Source organism: Mesorhizobium calcicola (genome assembly GCF_042682105.1).
Classification (GTDB): domain Bacteria; phylum Pseudomonadota; class Alphaproteobacteria; order Rhizobiales; family Rhizobiaceae; genus Mesorhizobium; species Mesorhizobium calcicola.
Genome location: NZ_JBHUGY010000074.1, coordinates 105851 through 128550, shown reverse-complemented (window position 1 = coordinate 128550; position 22700 = coordinate 105851). Strand labels below are relative to the sequence as shown.

Genomic DNA, 22700 nt, shown 5'->3' with positions numbered 1-22700 from the left:
TTCTCAGCATTCACAAACTGACGGTGCCGCACCCAGGCGCTGAAGCCCCTGGGTGCGGCGTCGATCAATGCTGCGGTCTGGTCAGGTACGAGTCCTGATTCCAGTTGGCTCCATTCGACAAGGACGCCACGATCTGACCGGCATCGACCCGGCCGGAGTGACCAGCCAGATACTGGTTCAGCAGCGCAAAACTCTGGCTTGCCAGAGACGCTGTGGCCGTGCCGGTCGCAAGCGGATGATCCGCCATGGCAGTGTTTTGCGGCGCCAAGGTCCTGGCGGCGCCGGCGACCAAGTCCCTATGCTCGTTCAGCAGCGCAAAGCCCTGGGTTGCCAGGGACCTTAGCGACGTAGCGGGAGCAAGCTCAGGATCCGTCTGGGCGATCGTCTGCGGCGACGTTGTGGTGGTCGCAGGCCGAGGATCCGTTACGGCGATGGTCTTCGGCGAAGCTGTCGAGATGGCGCCGGTGACCGGGTCCTTCGCCGTTGCCGTCAGCGTGAGTGTCGCCACCGGATGAGCCGCGCCCTTGTAGTTCGATTGCAGCGTCAGTCCGCTGTCGACCTGCGCGGCCGTCAAGGTGATGTTCTTACCGCTAAACGTCTTGCCATCGAGTTTGTCGGTGATCGTCTCGTATTTCGGCAAGCCCGTCACGTTCACGGTCACGACATCGTTAAGGTCGGTCGTTGTCACCTTGACCCCGAGGTCGATCGTACCGCCTAGCCCGTTCACCGTGAGCGTGGGATCCGCGATGGTCAGGACCGGCGCGATCGATGACGGGGTGGTTGGGGAGGTTGTTGGGGAGGTTGGGGTCGTTGGGGTCGTTGGGGTTGTTGGGGCTGTCGATGACGTCGCGACCTGGAGACCGGTGAACGTCTTCACCGCGCCCGCAAGATTCGCAGCGACACCGCTCGCGTCCTTGATGCTCGCACCGTTCGCCAGATTGACCCCGGTGATGGCGAGCGCCGAGGTACTGGTGTCGGTCGACGCGACCGTTGTGCGGAAGGTGAGCGTGCCCGTTCCGGAGCCGCCCGCATAGGTAGCGGCCGCGCCATTGTTGAGTGATAGCTTCGGCGTTCCCGACACCGTCACTGCCTCATTGAAGCCGAGCGTCAGCGTGACCGTATCTCCGACGTGCTCGGTGCCGGTTCCCGGAGAGGCTGTGGCCTGCGTCACCGCCGGCAAGATCGGATCGATCTGGAGACCGGAGAACGTCTTCACCGCGCCCGAGAGGCTCGCCACAACACCGGATGCATCCTTGATGCTCGCGCCGCTCGGAAGATTGACCCCGGTAATGGCGAGCGCCGAGGTATTCGTGTTGGTCGACGCGACCGTGGTGCGGAAGGTGAGCGCGTTCGTACCCGAGCCACTGACATAGCTGGCGGTTCCGCCATCATTGAGCGACAGTGCGGGCGTGCCCGTGACGGTCACGGCCTTGTTAAAGCCGAGCGTCAATGTGATGGCATCGCCGGCATGCTCGATTCCCGTTGCCGGCAAGGCGGCGACCTGCGTCACTGCCGGCTGGATCGTTGACGTCGTCGACGGAGAGACGTTGGCACCCGTGACGGTGTCGCCGCTGCCCGCCTTCTGATAGAGTTGAACGCCATCGATCTGCATGTGCATCGACGATGGGGTCGAGCTATCGAGAGCCGTGTGCCATCCGGCCGCGTTGGAATTCGCGACCTGATTGCTCATGATCAATTGCATCGGTTCATTTGGGATCGGCACCTGCGCGCTGGTCACTTGTGCCATCTGTTTCCCGTCGAGATACCAGGTGATCGATTTACCGGGGTCCCAGTTGATGCCGTAGGTATGGAATCCGGCCGTGAGGTCGATGCCGCTGTCGACCACGCCGCCGAACGTCCCTGACGGCGTGTGGAGGTGGTAGGAGAACGCCTGGTTAGCCGGTCCCGAACCGGTGTATCCACCCTCCTGCATATCGATCTCGAAATTGTCGCCGCTGGTGCCTGCGCCTTTGCCAGGCATCAGCCAGAGGCCCGGCCACGCGCCGTCGCCGCTCGGCGCCTTCATGCTGATCTGAAGGTAGCCGCCATTGAATTCGAAGTTGCCATAGCTGCTGACCGCGCCGGACGTGATCGGGAATGTCTGTGCGGTTCCCTGGTTCATACCACTGACGGGCTGTTTGATCGCGTTGAGATCCAGCAGCCCGTTGCTCACGGACACTTGGCTCGGCATATCGTAGTCGGCATCATACGCCCCGCCCGGCCCGCTCCCACCTGATCCATTGCTATTCCAGGCCCAGCCGTTGGCGGCATTGCTGGTGATGTAGTTATGCCAGTCGCTATCGAGCGCCGTGCCGGAGAAGTTTTCCTCAAATACGAGGTCGCTGGAAGCAAAGCCTGTGGGTGTGGAAAGAGCCATTCCGTGATCCTTCTTTGGCGTTGAAAATAGGGAATTCCACTGCCGCGCATCGCCAAGGTGCGCGACATGTCACGTGCTCGCAGCTAGGCGCCGCGAACGGATTTCAAAAAGCGGAGATTTGGATTTGGAAGTCCTCGCCGCAGACATTGTTGCCGCGCGGAATTAACGTTGAACTCGCCATCGCAGGTGAGCTTTGTCGACGGGAAGGCTCGTCGGGCCTTCCTCCTTGAAACCATAAATGGTGTCGTAGTCGACGGAGGGAAGGAGTTCAACGGTTCGAGCCGCAGCTGGATTTAAGTCGAGCGCAGCTTCTTCGGCGGGCGTATCGCCGAGCTTGCCGTATGGTATAAGCACAGTAAACCCTTAGTTAATTGCGTCTTTTTTGTTTTCATTCCACCTGCGCCCCTAAGCAAACGCAGGCATTTCCGCTGCCTTACTTATTTACACACACACACACCGTACTTGCACCAATATGAACTGATCATCTGAGGGTGATGCACATAACGTAAGCGACCTTACCGCCGTTTGAGGCGAGAATGAGGCTAGGTTAAAAACGTATTAACACCTCCTAATATAGAAAGTGATCGAAGAGCCGCACCCCAACGTGCCTGCATCGCCTCATATTTTTCAAGATCTGAACGGCGCCAAGACGTGCAACCGAGTCCAAGGCGGAAGTACGATCGCCTTATGCGGCTTGTTGAAATGGCTGGAAAGTGGCCCTACGGCGCGAGGGCGCTTCGGACGGCCCCGCGGATTGTCAATTTTGAATCGCGCAACCAGTCGCCAGAGCTCCACCTCGTGGCCGTTTGCCAACCGCCTGGCGTGCTCCTGCGCCTCATCGTCGTCTGTGCAGGCAAGGTTGACCCCGCCCATAAACTGGCCGTGTTCGTCCAGAACATACACACGATAATGCGGCATCGCTTGTCCCGACCGGCGACAACATTCTAACAGTCAGCCTCGCCGTGGAATGGCGAGATTTTTCTTACGAGTTACCTGCGATGGGCGCGTGCTGAGTGACGGTGCATGCGCTTGGCAGTTGCAGATCGACGCTCTCGATGGAGCCGGCGCCGCCAGTCAACAAGGCCATCTCTGAGCGTTCCGTATCAGCCAAACCGGGCTCCCCCTACAAGGCCTGCATCGGCGCTGGCTATGCTCTCCAGGCGCGGAACTGCGATAGCAAATGCTGTGACAAAGCTTCGGCGGCCCCGCCGAGGCGCGTCGTGGCGTAGGCGAACGCGGTAAGGGCAAAGCCCGCCATGATCGCCCCGGCCCGCCGGGCGGCGCCGACCTTGCCACGCGTGGCCGCTCTCAGGTCGCTCGCCACGGCGCGCGGCAGCACCTCTTGGACGTAGCGCCATTCGGCTCCAAGGCCGTCCTTGGACCCTGCGAGACCCGTCAACACCGCCTTGGCGGTGCCTTCGACCAGGCAGCGGTGGACGAAGTATTTCCACGTGGTGCGCTGGATCGGCACGGCGTGGAGCACACGCGCAGCTGGCCGATACGCCCAATAGCCCCCGGGGTATAGGCCGGCGGCCCGGATGCAGAATTCCGTCTCCTCGCAACTCTCGGCCTTGCCGCCGATCCTTGCTCGGCCGCTGACGGAGAATCCGAGCTTGCGGCGCCCGAGATCCGGCGCGAATCCACCAGCACGCCGCAGTACATCGGCGCGCACCGACATGTTGGCCCCGATCGGGTTGCGGATGCGCCCGTCCCGCACGTGCATACCGGCGTAGGTGCAGCCCACAACCCAGTGGAACTCGCCGGGAAACCAGGAGGGCGGCGGCGCTTGCCACAGCGGCTCAACCGGGCCGCCGGCTCCCAACACGGCTGGATCCCGATAAGCCTCCAACAGCGCCTCCAGCCAGTGCGGGTCAGCGACGGCGTCATCATCGATGAAGGCGATCACCGGGGCCGTGCTGTGTTCCGCTCCTGTCATGCGCCCGCCCGACAAGCCGGGTTGCCTGGCATTGGCGAGGACCGTGACGCCCGCAATCTCGCGCGCAGCGCGCTCCAGCAAGGCCTCGTTGTTGTCCACGACCACGACGATTTCACGTGGGGCAAGTGTCTGGGTGCGGACGGACCCGACCGCACGCTTCAACTCCTCCCAGCGGTCGAGAGTGTGCGCGCAGATCACTACAGAGGCTTCGGTCATGGGGCTTCCAGGGCGATTTCTGAGGCCAGGCGGGTGTCGCGGGTCTGCGCCGCCCAGGCCGTCGCGGCTTTGAGGATGTTCCAGATCACGCTTCCGTCATTGCGGATATCGAACTGGTCGTGTTCGTCGACGGGATAGCGTCCGCTGTCCTGCCGCGACACCAGCCGCCACACGATCCAGCCAGCGCACTTGCGATCGCGGGTAAGCGTATCGAGCCATGTGGCGTAAGCACCGGCGGAGTTCCCATTAGAGCGGGCATAGCCGAATTCCTCCAGAAGGACCGGCTTGTTGGCGCGCGCTGCCACCTGGCAGAACTCGGGGATCATGTCGTTAAATTGCTGGACCGTGAGGTTGTAGTAGAGCGGGTAGCCGTGCCAGGTCCCGAAATCGAGAGTCGGGATTGTCAAATCGGCTAGCTTCACGAGAATGTTGGCATTCCCTGAACCATTCCCTGAACTGACAAGGTGATTGGGATCGAGGGACTTGACGTAAGCCGACATTTCGGCGGTCCAGGCCAATCGCAAGGCCTCTGGCTGCGCATTGCCTTCGTTCATCAGCTCCCAAGCCATGATGGTCGGGTCGTCCCGGTAGGCAAGTCCGGTGAGCGGGTTGACGCGCTGCACGACGTGGCGGACCCAAGTCCGGTAATCCCGCTTCGTGCGTGGGTCGTTGAAGAAAAACGTGGACTCGTCGCTGCTCCCATACCAGGCCCGCATCTGCTGGGCGCCGCCCGTGTAGGCCCAGAAATCCAGGACGGCGACGATGAGCCTCAGGTGCCGCTTGCCGGCCTCGGCGATGAGGAAATCAACCTTCTGCATGCCGTTGGTGCCGTCATTGATCGCCATCCTGTTTTGACTGGGATCCCAGTAGAGCAGGTACGTGCCCTTGGCCGCCAGATTGCTGGCATCGCCTTCAAGCCGCCAATCCCAGATCGTAGCGACGCTTCCGTCGACCGACCCGATCACCGGCTGGAGGAAGATGCGGACCACATTGGCGCCCATCGCCACCGCGTCATCGAGAACGCGGGTGACCTCATCCCGCGAACCGTAGGTCAGATAGTGGTTGTTTACGCCGGTGACGAAGAACGGGCTGCCGTCCAACGTGAAGTTCGTTCCGGAAGTCTTGATGAAGGACGTTGCCGATGGATCGTTCGCGGTGCTCGCGATTGCCAGAACGGACACGAACGCGAGCATGAGCGCGCACAGCCACGCTTTGCGCAGTCCGTATTTCGCCCATTGCCAGTCGACAATCATCCCTCCACGTGACCCTTGCCGGAGGCGCAGCGCAAGAGCCCCGGAAGGACTACCCCTTCTGGCCTCGCACAGGCCGGCGTCGATCGGGCATAGTGGTGCTGGGCCGATTACGGTCGGTCGCTCGAGTAGGGATCCCGTGCTGTCAGACATCTCCCAGTCAAGTGTTCGGCTCCCCACATGGCGAGCCCCCGCAACCGCGGTAGGTGGAAACCACCCTCGCGCCGCGGGGCGCGCTGCGGCTTTCCATCTGCCGCCCCTGGCTCGCGGGACCCGCGGCGGAGTCCAGGTTAGGCGGTTGCCTGAGGGGGTTCTCGTGGAAGCCGCGAGCTGGCGTCCTTTTGAAATCCGAGAGCATCAATGCGCATTTGCCTGAGTCTCGATCCGTCCCGGCTGCTGCGGTGGCACCTCTGGCTGGCAGAAGCGCTTGCTGAAGTGCCCGGCAACGAAGTCTCCTGTGCCTTGGCGGCCGGTCGCCGGCCGCTGCCGTTGGTCTGCCGTCTGGTGCTCGAACTCGAACGACTAGTCTATGGCATTCGCGGGAAGGGCGCCATCGACCCCGTCGAGGCGGCGCTGCGGTCCCTGCCGCCGCCTCCGGCCGAACAAGTGGACGTGGTGATCGATTTGAGCGGAGAGGAGCCGCTCCCGTCGGGACGGCGCGTGCTGACGCCGCTCTTCAACGGCGTGCCGGGCGAGATCGGAGTCATGGCGGCCTTGGCGAATGATCAGGACCTTCTCGTCGACCTGCACGACACGGCGCGCCCGTCGCAGCCGTGGATGGCGCGTCCGGCCAGTGCAGACCGTGAGGTGTTCGCAGCGAGTCTCGATAGCGTCCTGTCCTGCGCTGTGGCGCTGGTCGTCAAAGCCCTGTGCGAGGAAACCGGTTCAATCGCGCCCGGTATCCCCGGTCCACGGACGGCAGCGCCTTCGTTTGGCGCGCTTTCGGCGCTTGCAACGGCGACCGGCACGGTGGCATCGAAGGCAATCAAGTTCTTGGACATCCTGGCGAGGGGCGGCAGGATGTGGGGGATTGGCTGGCGCTTCGATGAATCGGCGAGCCTGCTCGACAGAGGCGAAGCAACCTTTCGGGTGCTCACCGGAAATACCGACGGCTACCTTGCCGACCCGTTCCCGTTCCGGCACCGGGGGCAGGATTTCATCTTCGTCGAACAGTATCTCTACTCGAAGAACCGGGGGTGCATTGCGGTCGTGGCAGTGAACCGGGACGGGACCGCTGGCGCACCCCGGATCGTCGTGGAGGAACCGCATCACCTCTCGTACCCGTTCGTGTTCGAGCAGGATGGGCAGATCTGGATGATCCCCGAATCGGGGGCGGCCAGGAATGTCAGCCTCTACAGGGCAGTGGAATTCCCCTACCGGTGGAGGCGGGAGGCCTGCCTCATCGAAGGCATCGAGGGCTACGATACCACGCCGCTCTGCCATGAGGGCGGCTTCTGGTTTTTCGTCAGCCCAAGGCTGTGGAGGTCCACGTCCTGGGATGTCCTCAGCCTCTACCATGCCGAGAGCCTGACCGGGTCTTGGACGCCCCATGCCGCCAACCCCGTCCTGCTCGATGCCAGGCTCAGCCGCCCCGCAGGCGCCGTGATCCAACACGGCGGACGCACGCTACGCCCGGTGCAAGGCTGCGCGCGCGGCTATGGCGGCGCGGTGACGTTCTGCCAGATCGATGCGCTCGGCGCGTCGGAGTTTGCCCAGACCCCGGTCGGTCGCATTTGGTCCGGAGCGTTGGGGTGTCACACCTACAACCGCCGGTCTGGCTTGGAGGCGATCGACTTGTTCGGGCATATCGGGGGGTTGCGGGAGGTCACGACCTCATATCGGCTGCTGGCACCCGACACGCCGCTCTCGGCACCTCGTGAGGTCCCGGGACCAGTGGGCAACTCCTCTCCTGGCCGGTCTCGCGTCGGAGTTACCTACCCGTAGCAAGGCGGTCGAGCGCAAGGTACCCCGCCCGCGAAGGGCCGGCCGTGGTGGCCCCAGGGGTCTAACGGTTTTGGCAACGCTGCCAACACAGCTGCTGAAGGTGATCGGTGCCGCTGCCGCGATATCCGCGCTGGTGGTATGGGCTGGAAATAACCTGAAGGGATACCCCAAAAGAGCTAATCACATATTGTCTTTTCCTAACCATCTATCGTCCTTCCATTTCAGGTCTGCATCAGTAAAGCTCGTATAATCATACCATAATCACTACTGTCAAAGCTTAGGGGGTCACAGGCGCACCAATCCTCTTTTATCTCATCTTCATTTCATTATGGCCGGGAGTCCGCATATGGTTGGATCAAGCACACCCGTGGATGTAGCGGTCATTGCAGCCGGCCCCTACGCGGTGCTCTTTCGGCCTGCCCCCTGGGTCCCATCATACGACCTCCAAGTGCTGCCATGAATGCCCATCTCTCCAGCATTCTCGCCCCCGTCGGTGCCGTATCGCCGCCCGACCCGATCAATATCGCGCTGCAGCGATCGCTTGCTCTGCCCCGAGTGAGCTTCATCGTCCCGACGCTCAACGAAGCCGAGAACCTCCCTTGGCTTCTGCCGCGCATTCCAAAATGGGCGCATGAAATCATTATCGTGGATGGTCGTTCGACCGATGACACGGTCGCAGTCGCGCGTCGCCTGCGCGAGGATGTGAAGGTCGTGATGGAGCCCCGGCGGGGCAAGGGCGCTGCACTGCAAACGGGATTCCGGGCCGCCACAGGCGACATCATCGTCATGCTGGACGCCGACGGCTCCATGGTCCCGGAGGAGGCGATCGTCTTTGTCAGTGCGCTGATGGCCGGCGCGGATCTCGTCAAGGGTTCACGCTTCATCCAGGGCGCCGGCACCGACGACATGTCGCTGTTCCGGATGTTCGGCAACAAGGGGCTGACCCTGTTCGTGCGACTGCTCTATGGCGGTTGGTTCTCCGATCTATGCTACGGATATATCGCCTTCTGGACCAAGCACGTCGCCACGCTTGACTGCGATTGCGATGGGTTCGAGATCGAGACCCTCATCAACGTGCGGGCCTTGAAGAACCACCTCAATGTCGTCGAGGTGGCGAGTTTCGAGGCTCCGCGCATCAGCGGTGAGAGTCATCTGCGTGCCATCCCGGACGGCTGGCGCGTCCTCAAAACCATCCTGCGCGAGAGGATGCACCAGCAGCACAGGCAGAGCGCGACAGCCGGTGATGACGGTGGACAGGCCCGATGCGGATCCTGATGGTTGCCGCCCGCTGCTATCCCTTCATTGGCGGCATCGAAACCCACATCCAGGAAGTCGGTCCCCGCTTGATGGCGCGTGGCCACGCGGTCGACGTGCTCACCACCGATCCCTCGGGGGAGTTGCCTGTTGAGGAGGAGGTGCGCGGCATGCGCGTGTTGCGCGTGCCGGCCTGGCCGAGGGAACTGGACCTCTATATCGCGCCCGGCATTTATACCGCGATCCGGCGCGGGGCCTGGGATCTGATCCATTTCCAAGGCTACAACACCTTCGTGGCGCCGATCGGGATGCTCGCGGCCGTCAGCGGGGACCTGCCATTCATCCTGACCTTCCACAGCGGCGGGCATTCCTCCCGGCTGCGCAACGCCGTGCGCGGCACGCAGCACGCGCTGCTCCGGCCGCTGGTGGCCCGGGCCGCGCGGCTGATCGGCGTCTCCGAATTCGAAGCCAGCTTCTTCAGCGCGAGGATGGGCGTGCCGCGGGAACGGTTTGTCGTCATCCCGAACGGCGCCGCGATGCCGGCTCGGAGCCCCGGCGTCAAGGTCGATCCGCACCTGATCGTCTCGGGCGGCAGGCTGGAGCGCTACAAGGGCCATCACCGAGCGATCGCGGCGTTGCCCGAACTGATCCGTCGGGTACCGGACGTGCGACTGCGGATCGTCGGGACAGGCCCGTACGAAGGAGAATTGCGGCGCCTCGTCGCGACGCTCGGCCTCGAGAAGCGGGTCACAATTGCGGGTATCCCCGGATCCGAGCGACAGAAAATGGCGGACCTCCTGGCGAGCGCCGCGCTATTCGTACTGTTCAGCGAATACGAAGCCCATCCGGTCGCCGTGATGGAAGCCCTGTCGCTGCGCCGTCCGGTCCTGGTCAGCGACACGTCCGGTCTGCGGGAACTGGCTGCCAATGGCCTGTGCCGGGCGATTGCGTGCAACGCCGGTCCGCGAGAGCTGGCCGACGCCATGGCCGGGGAACTGCAGGCCCATCGGGAGGTCCCGGATCTGGCGTTGCCCGACTGGGATGCCTGCGCGCAAGCACTGAGCGACGTTTATCGTGATGTCCTGAGCAACCGATCCGTGGTCCGGTTGCCCCCCGGCGTGATGTCGTGGCCTCCTGCGAAGGGGGCATGAGGCTGATGATGTCGGCTCATTTCACCGCGGGAGCCAGGATCAACCCGCTGCGGGCCGGGATAGGGTTCGTCTCGGCCGTTATCGGTCCCGACCTTCGCGGCAGCGCCGATGCCCCGCTGCAACGCGCCAACTGCGGATGGATCGCGGTTCTGTGCCTGACGATCGCCGCGGCTCTACTCCTGGTCGTGGCCGGGCACGCGGCCGGGCGCCGGGACTATGACGTGGCGCCGCTGTTCTTTTGGTCCGGTGTTGTCCTCCTGATCGTCCCGACCAGCCTTCGCATCGCCTGGCCGACAACAGCCCGGGGTGAGCGCCTGTTCCTCCTGTTTCTGCTTACCGAAGCTCTCTTGTACTGCAAGATAGTTTATTCCCCGACGAGCTTCGGCGGCTACGACGAGGTCTTGCACTGGATCGCGGCCCAGGATCTCATCACCGCCCGCCGGTTGTTCCTGTCCAACCCGCTTTTACCGATCGGGCCAACGTATCCCGCTCTGGAAATCCTGGCGACGGCGATCGTCGATCTAACCGGACTGCCATTGTTTGCGGCGGCGACGCTCGTGCTGATTATCCTCAAGGGCACGTTCATCGGTGCCCTGTTTCTGTTCCTTGAAAGCATCGCCGGATCGCCGCGTATCTCGGCCATCGCCTGTCTGGCCTATATGGGCTGCCCAACCTTTTTCCTGTTCGACTCGATGTTCTCCTACGAGAGCCTCGGCATCGTGCTGTGCGTGCTGACCTTCGCTGTCGAAGCAGCGTCCAAGGATCTCGTCGGGCGACCGAGGTTGAAGTCGCTCGGGCTGATTGCGTTGCTGTTGGCAAGCCTCGCGGTCACCCATCACCTTTCGGCCGCCTTCGCTGCCATCTATTTCGGAGCGCTGGCGGCGCTCGAGGCTTGGCGCCGGCACGACCCCTTGCGGATCAAGACCAGCACCGCGGTGGGCCTCGCGGCGATCCTCGCCATAGCCCTGCCGTCGCTGTGGGTGCAGGCCCGTGGCATCCCTCTCACAGGCTATCTCGGCCCTGTGATTGAGTCCGGCTTCGACGCATTGCTCAGGAAGATCCTGGGGCCCGCCCCGCGGTTGGAGCACCTCGGAGTGCCGGACAAGGCCCTCTACATGCGGCTGACCACCTTGCTCGCGCTCCTCCTGGTGGCACTCGGACTGGCAACGGGATTCTTTCGGTCGCTGGCCATGGCAGCGCCCGGTGGCACGCGGTCCGGTTGGCATCCGATCCAGGACATTCTCAAACGCCGCTGGCACGACAGCCGCATCATACTCCTCACCTTGTTGGCCTTCGGGTTTCCGGTCTCGGTGGGCTTCCGGTTGACCAGCGCCGGATGGGAAATCGGCAACCGCATGGGAACGTTCGTGTTCATCGGCGTCGGGCTGGTCGTCGCGGTGAGCGTCGTCCACTTCTGGGAGGGGCGCACGCCACGCAGGTTGCGCCGCGTCGCTCCGGCCGTTGCTCTGACGGTCATCGTCCTGGGCGGCGTCATGAGCTCTTCGCTCAGTCCGATCCATGGGCGCTACAAGGTGGCCGCGGATCAGGAGTCGATCGAACCGATGGGAATCGAAACGGCACGCTGGACCAAGGAATGGCTCGGTGCCGGCAACCGCTTCACCACCGACCGCATCAACCGCCTTCTGCTTGCGGGCTATGGCCGGCAGGACGTCAGGGTCGCCATAGTCCAAGGCATCGATCCCGCGCGCCTATTCGAGGCCGAGACATTGGGGCCTGACGAGTTTTGGGCCTTGGCGCGAAGCGACATCGATTTCCTGCTGATTGACCTGCGCCTGACCACGGCTCCGCCGGTGCTCGGCTTTTACTTTCAGCCTTGGCAAGCGCGGCGGACAACGCCGCTCTCGGGCGCGGCGCTGCTCAAGTTCAATGACGTCAAGGGCGTCGCCCGCATCTACGACAACGGCTGGATCGTCATCTATGACGTGAGGGGATTGCATGAAAATTCGTAGCAAGCGGGACCTTCTGGCCGCGTGCCTGTGGGCCGGGGCCGCGGTGGCGGCCGTAGCGGTCAGCGACAGCGTGCTCCTCCGCACTGCCCTGGGCGCGCCCATGGTGTTCCTCGTCTCTGGCCACACGGTGCTGCGGGCCATTGGCGTCAGGACCACCTGCGCGTCGCAACACCTCGTCTATGCGGTCGGAGCAAGCCTCGCCGCCGGCATCGCCGGGGGCTTTGCCCTGAACGCCGCGGGCTTCCTTACGCCGCTCGGCTGGGCGCTGTGGTTCTGGGCCGTGACAGCTGCCGCCGCACTGGTGGCCGCCGTGCGCCGCGACACTCCCGATCTGCCAGCCTGGCCGGCTCCGGCGCGGGTCCGGCTTTGGCAGGGAGTCGTGCTCATGCTGGCGGTGCTTATGGCGACCGGAGCCTATGCGCTGGCCGTCAGGGACGAAGCGGTCCACCGGGAATTCAAATACACCGAGTTCTGGTTGTTGCCGTCGGCCGGTGGCGAGTCCCGCCGGATCACTGTCGGCATCAGGAGCGCCGAGACCCAACCTCAGCGGTTCGATGTGGAAATCACCCTTGATGGGCAACCGTTCGCCGTTTTCCGATCCGTCGCCGTCGCGCCGGGCGACACCTGGGCACGAGAAATCCCGGTGCCCGCCTTGGCAACTCGCCAGACGGCCGAGGCGCGGCTCTATCGACCGCAAGACAACCGGCTCTATCGCAGCGTTTCGACACTGGTGCCGCGTATCTGAAACGAGGCTCGATCATGCGCATCCTGCTGCTATCGCAGTTCTATCCGCCGGTGATCGGGGGCGAGGAGCGGCACGTCCGCAATCTCGGCGCAGCGCTGGCGCAGCGGGGCCATCATGTCAGCGTCGGGACCTTGATACATCCCGGATCGCCCGAAACCGAGCTGGACGGCGCGGTCCACGTGCATCGCCTGCGCGGCACGCTCCAGCGTCTGTCGGGCCTCCACACCGATCCCGAGCGTCGCCATGCTCCGCCCTTCCCGGATCCCGAACTGGTGCTTGCCCTGAAGCGGCTGGTCGCCCGGGAGGAGCCGGATATCGTTCACGCCCATAACTGGATTTACGCGTCCTTCCTGCCACTCAAAGGTCTAAGTGGGGCACGCCTCGTGGTTACGCTCCACGATTATGGCCTTGTCTGCGCCAAGAAGAACTTCATGCACTTGGGCGCCCATCTCTGCAGTGGCCCAGCGCCGGCCAAGTGCCTGCCCTGCGCCGCGGGGCATTACGGGGCGGTGAAGGCAGCCGCGACCACCTTGGGCAACTGGGCGTCGAGCTTCGCCGCTCGCCGCGCGGTGGACCGCTTTATCGCGGTGAGCCACGCGGTGGCCCGTCACACCGGACTCACCCAAGGGCGCGCCCCTTACGACGTCATCCCCAACTTCGTGCCCGACGATGCCGGGGTGCTTGGCCCGGAAGACGCCTGCCTGCGGGAACTGCCCGGGGATGGATTCATCCTGTTCGTCGGCGACATGATGCGCCTCAAGGGCATTGACGTTCTCCTGCAGGCCTATGCCAGCCTGGAGCGGGCGCCGCCGCTGGTCCTGGTCGGGCGCCGGGTCGCCGATACGCCAACCGAATTTCCGCCGAACGTTAGAGTCTTCAGCATGTGGCCGCATTCCGCCATCATGCATGCATGGCGGCGCTCACTGTTCGGCGTGCTGCCATCGGTGGGGCCAGAAGCCTGCGCGACAGTGATCATGGAAGCGATGGCGTCGGGCAAGACAGTCGTTGCAACCGACATCGGCGGCATGCCCGATCTCGTCGATCATGGCGAAACAGGCCTTCTCGTGCCGAGCGGCGACGCGCACGCCCTCGCCAACGCAATGCAGACACTTCTAGAGGACCGCACCTTACTCGCCCGCCTGGAGGCGACAAGCCTCGCCAGGGTCGAGCGCCTCAAGGCCGGAGCGGTCGTGACCCGGATCGAGCAGGTCTACCGGGACGTCCTGCGCCCAGACGCCGGCAGGTCCGCGGTGCCGGCGCAGCAAGGTTCGGGACAGCCATCATGTCGGTAGACCCCGCCGGGACGGCCATTATTCGCGTGCGCCAAGAGCTTCGAAAGAGCACCGCGCTCGTGATGAATTCCGGCGCTCTGGCAATCGGAACGATTGCAGCGGCCGGTCTCGGGTTTGTCTATTGGTGGCTCGCGGCGCGGCTGTTTCCGCCACAGGTGATCGGCAACGCCTCTGCCCTCCTGTCCGTGATGGGGCTTGTCGGCCTGCTGGGGGAGGCGGGGATCGGGACCATGCTGGTGGGCGAGATCGTCCGCAATCCTGGCAAGGAGCGCGGCCTGGTGGCCGCGGCAGCGTGCATCGGGGTGGCGCTGGCGGTCGGCCTGGCCTTGTTGTTAGTCTTCGGGCATGCCTACATCAATAGCTCGACCGGGCTGATCGGCGGCTGGTTCGAGGGTGTTGCGTTCGTCTTCGGCTGCGGTCTGACCGTTCTCGCCATCGTGGCCGACCAGGCGTTCCTGGGCAACTTGCGCAGCACCGGCAGGATGATCCGGCAAGTGCTGTTCGCCACGTTCAAGCTGCTACTGATCGCCACCGCCGCGGTTGGCGGCTACACCTCCAATGCCGCGCTTCTTCTGAGCTGGGTGGCCGGCTTGCTGGCGTCCGTCATCGGCGTGGACCTGTTGACCCGGGGCGGTGCGCGCCACCTCTTTGGGCCTCCCGATTTCCAGCTGCTGCATGCGCTCCGAAGCAAGGTCTTCGACCACTACGCACTCGACGTGTCCTTGCAGGCCCCGAGCGTCATTATGCCGTACCTTGTGCTGATTCTCCTGTCGCCGGCCATCAATGCCGCCTTCGTGTCGTTGTGGATGCTGGTATCCATGGCCTCGGTGATTCCCGCGGCCATGGCCACGGCCCTGTTCCCCGTGGTCAGAGCGAACCCGAAACAATCCAGACACGACATCCTTTTATCGGTGATGGCGTCATTGCTCTTCTCGCTGGTCTGCGCCGTCTTCATCTTCACCTATTCGCAGACGATCCTTGCAGTCTTCAATCCAGCCTATCCTGAGATCGCCGGTTCGAGCCTGCGCTTCCTCGGCTTCAGCCTGTTGGGATCAACGCTTAAATTTCATGCCTGCACGCTGGCCCGGTTGGGCGACAGGATGCGCAAGGCATCTCGCTGGTTCGCGCTTGGCGGATTGCTGGAGCTGTGCCTGGTGATCGCGGGAGCGAAGCACGGTGGACTTCAAGGCCTGGTCCTGGGCTGGACGCTCGCCGTCAGCATCGAGGGTGCGTGTGCGGCCCTGATCCTGGCCTTCGCGACGAACCTGGATTCTGCCGGCGGCGCTGTGCACGAACGACCGACCGCGTCGCGGCTCCAGACTTGAGGAGACATCGATCATGGCGCAGGGTTATCGACCGCAATTGGACGGCCTTCGGGCCATCGCGATCTGTCATTTGGTGGCGACTGCCGTGATGCCCATCAGGAAATGGGCCAATTGATTGCGCCGCAACCGAGCCGGAAGCTGTTGCAGAGCCAGTTCGATACCGCGCAGGAGCCGGTAGGGCGGCGTAGCGAGCCAATATCCGGCGACCACCAGCGGGAACTCGATCAGGCGAAAGCCCGCTTGGAGCATCAGGGCGCGCAGTGAGCAATAGTCGTATTCCCGCATGTGCATGCCCGTCGGCCACCTCGTCGAAATAAATCGAGATATCGTGCGGCCCGGTGATCGCGCTCGGGGTCGTGCACACATAGTGCGCGCCGGGCCTGAGCACCCGGTGGATCTCCCGGAGCTGGGCCTCGGCGTCCTCCACATGCAGATGCTCCATGAGTTGGTCCGAATGCGCCAGATCGACGGAGTTGTCCGCGAGCGGGATCTCGACCCCGTCCGTCTTCAGCGGCACAACTACCCTTTATGGGCACGCCTTCCGGATAAAGCCCAGCCTTGGAACTCGGCCAATGAGCACATTGCTGCAGTGCTGCGGGAGCCGTTCAATGGCACACGGGATGTCCAACCCAGTCGCAACCGACAGCCCCCGAGATGTGGCGGCGGCATTGGGCTCACGCCATCGACGCGACCACCTCCAGCATCACCTCCGTCGCGCCGCCGGCGATGGATAGGACGCGGGCGTCACGCGTTATCCGCTCGATCGGAGTCTCGCGCATGACGCCCATGGCGCCGTGGAACTGCACGCACGCATAGGCGACCTCGTTGACGAGTTCGCCGCAGATGGCCTTCAACATCGAGATCTCGCGCAGGCAATCTTCGTCCGCCGCCATGCGCCAAGCGGTGGCATAGAGAAACTGGCGGCCTGCCTCCACCTTCGCAGAGAGCATCGCGAGACGTTGACGGATCGCCTGCATGTCCCACAGGGCGCCCCCGAATGCGCGGCGCGCTTTCACCCAGGCGAGGGTCATATCGATCGCCGCCTCGGCCGTCCCTATCGCCATGGCCGCGAGGACAAGGCGCTCGTTCTGGAAGTTGCGCATGATGGAGTAGAAGCCTTGTCCCTCCGCGCCGAGCACGCTCTCGGCGGGGATACGGCAACCGTCGAAGACGAGCTCCGCCGTATCGGAGGAGCGCCAACCGTGCTTGTCCAACTCGCGGGCGACGCTGAAGCCGGGCGTGCCCTTTTCGACGAGGAACATCGTGATTCCGTTGCTTCCTGCCGAGGGATCAGTCTTGGCGGCGACGCAGTAAAGATCTGCGTGGACGCCATTCGTGATGTAGAGCTTCGTGCCGTCGAGGACGTAAGAGTCGCCCTCTCGGAGCGCGCGCGTGCGGATGGCCTTCACGTCCGAGCCTGCATCCGGCTCCGTGATGGCGACCGCGGTGATCACCTCGCCGCTGATAATGCCCGGCATCCAGCGGGCCCGCTGGGCTTTGGTCCCGTCGTGAAAGACATACATGGAAGCCATGTCGCTATGGACCAGCATCGCATCGGCGGCGCCGCCATAGGTCGAGCGCCCGAGCTCCTCGGCGAAGACCGTCGATGCAACCGCGTCCATCTCGGCACCACCATACTCGGCCGGGAAGCGGATGCCGAAGAAGCCGAGTTCGCCCATGCGGCGCAGGATCGGACGGGGAATGAACCCGTCCTCTTCCCAGCGATCCGCACAGGGCTTGATCTCCTCCTCGACGAACCGGCGGACCTGGTCCCGTAAGAGCTCGTACTCCTCGGCTGCCCAAGGCAGCCCCGGTCTTCGCGACGGTACCCAAGCTTTGTCCATCATCTTCATCCGCCCCAAGGCCATTCGGAGGGCCGTCCGATAGGCTAGAGTTCGATTTCCTCTCTTGGTCCCTCGAGTGAAGGGGCTCTGGAATCGGCCACCCAGCGCATTCCGTCGATCATTTCCGCCAGTCCGGCCACTGTCGGGCGCTCGAAGAGATTGCGAAGCTGCACGTCGACGCCGAAGATCTTTCGCATGCGCGACACTGCCCGCATCACCAAGAGCGACTGCCCGCCCAGGCCAAAGAAGTTGTCGTCACGGCCGATCGACTCGACCTTGAGGAGATCGCACCACAGCGCGGCCAGCGTCTTCTCGGTCTCCGTCGAGGGGGCGGCGAAGTCTTGTGCAGGCTGGATGTTTTCCGCCGTCGGTTCGGGAAGCGAGGAGCGGTCGATCTTGCCGTTGGACGTGACCGGCATCCGTTCGAGGCGAACATAGTGTGTCGGAATCATGGACTCCAAGAGTTCTTCGGCGAGGTGGGCGCGCAGGTCCGCCACGGTCACAGGTTTCGACGAGACATAGTAGGCCACAAGTCGTGCGATGCCGTCTTCGACCGCTGGCGGTTCGACATGGCCGATTTGGGCCATCATTTGTGTCGCTGGTTTCACCACCGAGGTGGCGATGGCAGCGACAGCGCATTCCTGAACGTGCGGGTGCTTCAGAAGCCGCGCTTCGATCTCGCCCAGTTCGACACGCGCGCCACCAACCTTCACCTGATGATCGGCACGGCCGAGAAAGTCCAGGCGCGCTTCCGAGTTCCAGCGGGCGAGATCGCCCGTCATGTACAGCCGCAGCTTCGAAAACCGATCTCGGGGATCGATGGCCGTGAGGAAACGTTCGTCAGTGAGGTCAGGGCGATTGAAATAGCCTCTCGCGAGACCGTCGCCGGCAATGAACATCTCACCGACAATGCCGGGGCTGGTGGGCTGATGCGCCTTGTCGAGGACGTAGATGCCCGCATTGGCGGCCGGAACGCCGATTGGCACCGATGCGGATTGATCCCGGTCGATGTCGAAACGGTGTATCATGCAGCCCACAGTGGCTTCGGTTGGTCCGTACTCGTTGTAGATCTCGATAGGATGGGGGATGGCTTTCGTGATATCGCGAGCCAACTCGGTCTTGAAGTCCTCGCCACCCACGATGAACTTGCGCAGCCTTGTGGTCCCAAGATTGCGGTCGCGGATCATCGCGAGATGCGCCGGCGTCAGCTTCATGATATCGACGGCATTGTCGTCGATGACCTTGAGCACGACCATGCTCTGGACTCCGGGATCACCAAGATAGACCACGATGCGGCCGCCGGTTATGAGTGGCGTGAAGAGCGTCGTGACGGTCAGGTCGAAGGCGAGCGATGAGAAAAGGGGCCATGCGAGACGTTCGCCGGAACTGTACACCCGAGCGGCCCACCAGATGTAGTTCACCAGGTTCCGGTGCTCGATCACGACGCCCTTGGGTGTGCCGGTCGAGCCGGAGGTGAAGATGATATAGGCGGCGGCGTCCGGCGTGGCAGCGGACGGTCGGGCCGAGTCCGGCTGATTCAAGATCGACCCGAAATCGGCGTCGAGCACGATAATGTCGGCAAGGTTCGGGGAAATGACGGGCTGCAGGGGCGTCTGGGTGATCGCCACCGGCGCCCGCCCGTCGGTCCCGTTGGCAATGTCCTTCAGGATTGTTGCGAGACGCCCCTTCGGTGTTGCCGCATCCACCGGCACATAGGCTGCGCCCGACTTCAGGACGCCTAGGATCGCGACGACGACTTCAATGGAGTGCTCCATGAACACAACGGCAATCCGACCCGGCCCCACGCCGGTCGAGCTCAGATGCGTGGCCATCTGGTTGGAGCGTTCGTCGAGCTGCTGATATGTCAGCGCTGCGTCGCCGAAGCGGATCGCTTCGGCGCCAGGACTACGCATCGCCTGTTCGCGGAAGAGATCGATAATCGTCCTGTCCGACGGGTAGGGCGCTGCCGTGGCGTTGTACTCGACAACCAGCGCCTGATGATCGGCATCTTTCAGCAGGGGAAGCGCTACGCCCTCCGCCGCGATAGGTAGGACTTCATTCATGAGATGCGTCCCCATTGCAGAAATCAGAAAATCAAATCATGTCAATCGTTCAGCTTTCTGGGTTGCTTGGCGATAAAGCTCTGCGATGGCAGGTGCGTCCGGCTCCTCCAGCATAAGTGTATCGTTGCAGTCCTCGGGCCCGAAATAGAATTCGGCATGGGGCACCACTCGAAGCCATCGGTGCGGTGCTGCACCCGATCGCATCCAGGCCTTGTTCGGAAGGAATATGCATACTCGACCCGAATACGGAGTGGGAATGTACCGCCGCAAAGCCGTGATCGCCGCGGATTTGAGTCGAGCTCTGCTCGCCAGCACCGGATCTGTCGCAACGGGCTCTTTGCTTTTGCGAACGAGGGTCACGAGGGCGCGGACGCGCTCGCCGAGATTCCAGAGGCGACTGCCGAAATATCGGAGACGGGCACCGAATGTCGGCAGCTTCGCCATCTCTCGCAGGAGCGAATCTGCGCTACGCCGAGCATAGAAATACAACAGACGCGGCAATTTCCTATAGATGGTGGGGTGAAGAGGGCCAAAGAGCGCTGTGCATGGGACCTCCGCTCCGCGTTCGTGCAGGATTTTTGCCAGCTCGAAAGCGGTTGCAGCGCCGGAGCAGTAACCGGCGATGATGTATGGACCGGTGGGCTGATATTCGACGATCTGGCGGGCGAAGTACCCGGCGATATCTTCGACGCCGTCCATCGGCTCGCTTTGCCCATCGAAGCCAGGCGGTTGGAGTGCGTAAAACGGTTGATCGCCGCCCAGGTGCTTCGACAGGTCCGAGAATGAGAAGGGCGCCCCGATATGCCCGGGTACGGCGTAAATGGGCGTGCGTGTTCCGCGAGACTGCAGGGGAACGATTGCAGGCTGTTGCCGGGCCGCTACCGTGGCCATATTCAGAAACGCGATGATTTCGCCCTTCCGGTGCCGCAACTGGTCGGTAGACTCAGCCGTCAGTGTGCCTGCTGGGGCATTGCACCGCAGCCGGTCGCCTTCTACCCAGACCTTGATGTCCTTGACCGCGAGGTCTGCGAGAAGCTCCGGGATTTGTATCACGTCCGCCGACATTGGGTCCCCCGACATGTGAGGGAAGCGCTGTCCCATGAATGAACTTTTGCGTGCCCTCGTTTACGCGCAGTGCATCGTAAGCGAATGATGGCATCGCGGGCACTTCAATTCCGGACTACCAATTCCGGACTACCACCGTCCCGATGTACCCAGGTCTCGGCACGAAGCTACGGACATCCCAATCCCTTTCATCCCAAGAAAGGGGCTGTCCTAAGCCGCACCCCAGGGCCTTGGAGATAGCCTCCAGCCGGGTCCAGCGCCGGAGGAAGCCCTCCAGCCGGTCTTCCGGACCAAGAGCGGTGTAGGACCCATACTCGGAGGCGGAAAAGCAGAGTGCTGCGATCTCGTCCGCTTCGGGCACAGTGAGAACTGTCTCGATATCCACCCCGACTTCCTGCCTGGTCGAGAGGGCGACGACGGCGACATTTCCGGATCGTGAGACACTGAAGCGCAAATCGCGAGTTGGCATCCGGTGCGAGAGGTGTGGTTTGCCTAGGCGTCCATACTCTAGTTCGACATCGGACGGCGAGATTCCCAGTTTGGAAGCGAGGATTCGGCGCAGTTGCCCACGGGTAACGACAAAGCGGCGACGGTCCCGCTCCAGTCTCAACCCCTCGGCGCGCCGACGTTCCTCTTCGTTGAGGCAAATGCCTATCTCACGGATGACGTTCTGCTCCGCATCGAGCATGAATGCCAGGACCTCTAAACCATCATTCTCGAGAACCGGTATTGTGATCTCGGGTCTCAGCGCGACTTTATCCAAAAAGTTTGGATGGGGCGGTGCCGGCTCCACAAGAGGCTGACTGACGCCGAATCTGACGGGTGGAATTGATCGATGTTCCGGCCGAACCGAGACAGCATGAAAATTCCAGCTCGCGCCCAATGCGCCATGGGGATCGCCCCCGCCCATGCCAGGAAATTGGAAATCGTCGAGCTCAGGACAGCAGTCAGAGGTCATACGTGGATTCCGGTCGCTGGGAGCGCTCATGCGCACAAGTACAATTCTCAACCAGGGTTGTGGTGCTGATTGATCTTTCCGGTACGGTGAAATTGGCTCAGTTTTGACAGGGTGTCAGATGACATCGCGCAGCGTTTCTTCGCGGCATTTGCTGCCTCCAGCAGCGCCGGGCCTGGATCGTCCCAGCGCCAGTAGGCGTTGTGAATCCTATGACCCGGTGGATAGAAACAGCTGGCGCCAAGGAGCCAAGCCGAGATGAAATCCCTGAATTCATCGCGCCAGACATGCGTTGGATCAAACTCCAACGGTGGGTATGGCTGCCCGGCGGCGTCGCAATAGCCGACATTGCAGAGATTGACGCCACACAGGGCGGAGATCTCCACCTGCCCATCGATCCGGCCAACCGTTGGCTCGACAAATCGAAATCCGCCGTCACGCCGGTCGCGCTTGAATTCCATGCTGGCGAAGCCGTTTGTCAAACCGATTGATCGGAAGAAGCCGATTGTCAGATCCTCCAATTCCTCGGCGACTTCCGGCGCCGCCCAGCAACTGGCGGTCACGCCGATCTGAGGCGGCCAGGAACGGCCTTTGCGGCCCGTGAAGGCGACCGAAGCACCCGGGCGCAGGTAGCACAGGCAAAAGTAGATGGAGTCATTCGACCCCTCAATCCACTCCTGAACAATCACCTCCCCCACCGCGTCCAGCACCTGCTGGCAGAGCAACCGGGCATCGGCTTGGGTTTCGATGCGATAGGCTTTCTTGAAAGAGCCATCATACGCTTGGGAACGGCTGTTCGGCTTCACGCAGAATGGCGGCCGAAGGTCACGCAAACCGTTCAAGTCAGCATAGTTTTTCGCCAAGAGGGTTCTTGGCACCGGAAAGCCACCACCCTGGGCCAGACGAAAAAATCGCTCCTTCAGAGTCAAGTCGACCAGCAAGTCGTGCAATGGAAGTTGAAAGCCGAACCAGGGGGCTACACGGTCACGGTGCCGTGACACGGCCAATAGTGGACGGTCATCGGCAAATATTATTACGCCTCCGTGAGGCATTCCTTCCCGCAGTTGAATCAATTCATCGACGAACTCTTCACCGCTGAATGTGGAAACGGTAACTCGCTGGGCATATCGCGACACAGCTGCCACATCATATTTCGTATCGACGACTACAATCGGTCGAAGCCCGGCTTGAGCCAGGCTGCGTACAGCGGACAGACCGTTTATTCCTCCTCCTAAGACGATCGGCGTCGGTGCGCCATCGGCTGCTAGGCTGTGTTGCGGCGGGTTTGTCACCTGACCAGGCATGATAGCCCC

Annotated in this window: 16 protein-coding genes and 1 pseudogene; 7 read left to right on the top strand and 10 right to left on the bottom strand. The window is 62.9% G+C overall.

Annotation, left to right across the window (positions count from 1 at the left end; translation table 11 throughout):
- Positions 1 to 64: 64 nt before the first annotated feature.
- From ACFSQT_RS36655 to ACFSQT_RS36645, 3 genes are all read right to left on the bottom strand, one after another.
- Positions 65 to 2377, bottom strand: coding sequence for a family 16 glycosylhydrolase (locus ACFSQT_RS36655; RefSeq protein ID WP_379026903.1), 2313 nt, complete (start codon positions 2375 to 2377; stop codon positions 65 to 67).
- 1147 nt (positions 2378 to 3524) lie between these two features.
- A complete protein-coding gene (locus ACFSQT_RS36650; protein ID WP_379026902.1) occupies positions 3525 to 4529 on the bottom strand; it encodes a glycosyltransferase family 2 protein in 1005 nt (334 codons plus the stop codon).
- Positions 4526 to 5782, bottom strand: a complete 1257-nt coding sequence (locus tag ACFSQT_RS36645; protein ID WP_379026901.1) for a glycoside hydrolase 5 family protein — start codon at positions 5780 to 5782, stop codon at positions 4526 to 4528. The genes ACFSQT_RS36650 and ACFSQT_RS36645 overlap by 4 nt, the downstream gene beginning before the upstream one ends.
- A gap of 357 nt (positions 5783 to 6139) precedes the next feature.
- On the opposite strand from ACFSQT_RS36645, the gene ACFSQT_RS36640 reads away from it, so the two are divergent.
- The 7 genes from ACFSQT_RS36640 to ACFSQT_RS36610 all read left to right on the top strand — a co-directional run bounded on the left by ACFSQT_RS36640 (position 6140) and on the right by ACFSQT_RS36610 (position 15460).
- Positions 6140 to 7723 (top strand): glucosamine inositolphosphorylceramide transferase family protein, encoded by a 1584-nt coding sequence (locus ACFSQT_RS36640; protein ID WP_379026900.1) that lies wholly within the window; start codon positions 6140 to 6142, stop codon positions 7721 to 7723.
- A 456-nt stretch (positions 7724 to 8179) separates the two neighbouring features.
- A complete protein-coding gene (locus ACFSQT_RS36635) occupies positions 8180 to 8998 on the top strand; it encodes a glycosyltransferase family 2 protein (protein WP_379026899.1) in 819 nt (272 codons plus the stop codon).
- Positions 8986 to 10128, top strand: coding sequence for a glycosyltransferase family 4 protein (locus tag ACFSQT_RS36630; protein WP_379026898.1), 1143 nt, complete (start codon positions 8986 to 8988; stop codon positions 10126 to 10128). Before ACFSQT_RS36635 ends, ACFSQT_RS36630 begins: the two co-directional genes overlap by 13 nt.
- On the top strand, positions 10125 to 12098 hold the full coding sequence (locus ACFSQT_RS36625; RefSeq protein ID WP_379026897.1) for a hypothetical protein: 1974 nt from the start codon (positions 10125 to 10127) through the stop codon (positions 12096 to 12098). Before ACFSQT_RS36630 ends, ACFSQT_RS36625 begins: the two co-directional genes overlap by 4 nt.
- A complete protein-coding gene (locus ACFSQT_RS36620) occupies positions 12085 to 12843 on the top strand; it encodes a hypothetical protein (protein WP_379026896.1) in 759 nt (252 codons plus the stop codon). Before ACFSQT_RS36625 ends, ACFSQT_RS36620 begins: the two co-directional genes overlap by 14 nt.
- Positions 12844 to 12857: 14 nt before the next feature.
- Positions 12858 to 14135: a glycosyltransferase family 4 protein gene (locus ACFSQT_RS36615; protein ID WP_379026895.1), complete on the top strand. Its 1278-nt coding sequence runs from the start codon at positions 12858 to 12860 to the stop codon at positions 14133 to 14135.
- Positions 14126 to 15460, top strand: coding sequence for a lipopolysaccharide biosynthesis protein (locus ACFSQT_RS36610; protein WP_379026894.1), 1335 nt, complete (start codon positions 14126 to 14128; stop codon positions 15458 to 15460). Before ACFSQT_RS36615 ends, ACFSQT_RS36610 begins: the two co-directional genes overlap by 10 nt.
- 66 nt (positions 15461 to 15526) lie before the next feature.
- Here ACFSQT_RS36610 and ACFSQT_RS36605 read toward each other — a convergent pair whose 3' ends face one another.
- The 7 genes and pseudogenes from ACFSQT_RS36605 to ACFSQT_RS36575 all read right to left on the bottom strand — a co-directional run bounded on the left by ACFSQT_RS36605 (position 15527) and on the right by ACFSQT_RS36575 (position 22691).
- Complete coding sequence (locus ACFSQT_RS36605; RefSeq protein WP_379026922.1) at positions 15527 to 15751, bottom strand: hypothetical protein; 225 nt, start codon at positions 15749 to 15751, stop codon at positions 15527 to 15529.
- Between the two features lie 127 nt (positions 15752 to 15878).
- Positions 15879 to 15977: pseudogene (locus ACFSQT_RS36600) on the bottom strand (class I SAM-dependent methyltransferase); the annotation flags it as partial.
- A 157-nt stretch (positions 15978 to 16134) separates the two neighbouring features.
- Positions 16135 to 17307, bottom strand: a complete 1173-nt coding sequence (locus ACFSQT_RS36595; RefSeq protein WP_379026893.1) for an acyl-CoA dehydrogenase family protein — start codon at positions 17305 to 17307, stop codon at positions 16135 to 16137.
- A 41-nt stretch (positions 17308 to 17348) separates the two neighbouring features.
- Complete coding sequence (locus ACFSQT_RS36590) at positions 17349 to 19367, bottom strand: non-ribosomal peptide synthetase (protein ID WP_379026892.1); 2019 nt, start codon at positions 19365 to 19367, stop codon at positions 17349 to 17351.
- A 36-nt stretch (positions 19368 to 19403) separates the two neighbouring features.
- Entirely contained in the window at positions 19404 to 20432 is a 1029-nt protein-coding gene (locus ACFSQT_RS36585; RefSeq protein ID WP_379026891.1) for a TubC N-terminal docking domain-related protein, read from the bottom strand.
- A 115-nt stretch (positions 20433 to 20547) separates the two neighbouring features.
- Complete coding sequence (locus ACFSQT_RS36580) at positions 20548 to 21390, bottom strand: 4'-phosphopantetheinyl transferase family protein (protein ID WP_379026890.1); 843 nt, start codon at positions 21388 to 21390, stop codon at positions 20548 to 20550.
- Between the two features lie 47 nt (positions 21391 to 21437).
- Positions 21438 to 22691 carry a carboxylate--amine ligase gene (locus ACFSQT_RS36575; protein WP_379026889.1) on the bottom strand — a complete coding sequence of 418 codons (1254 nt, stop codon included), beginning with the start codon at positions 22689 to 22691 and terminating at the stop codon, positions 21438 to 21440.
- Positions 22692 to 22700: the final 9 nt, after the last annotated feature.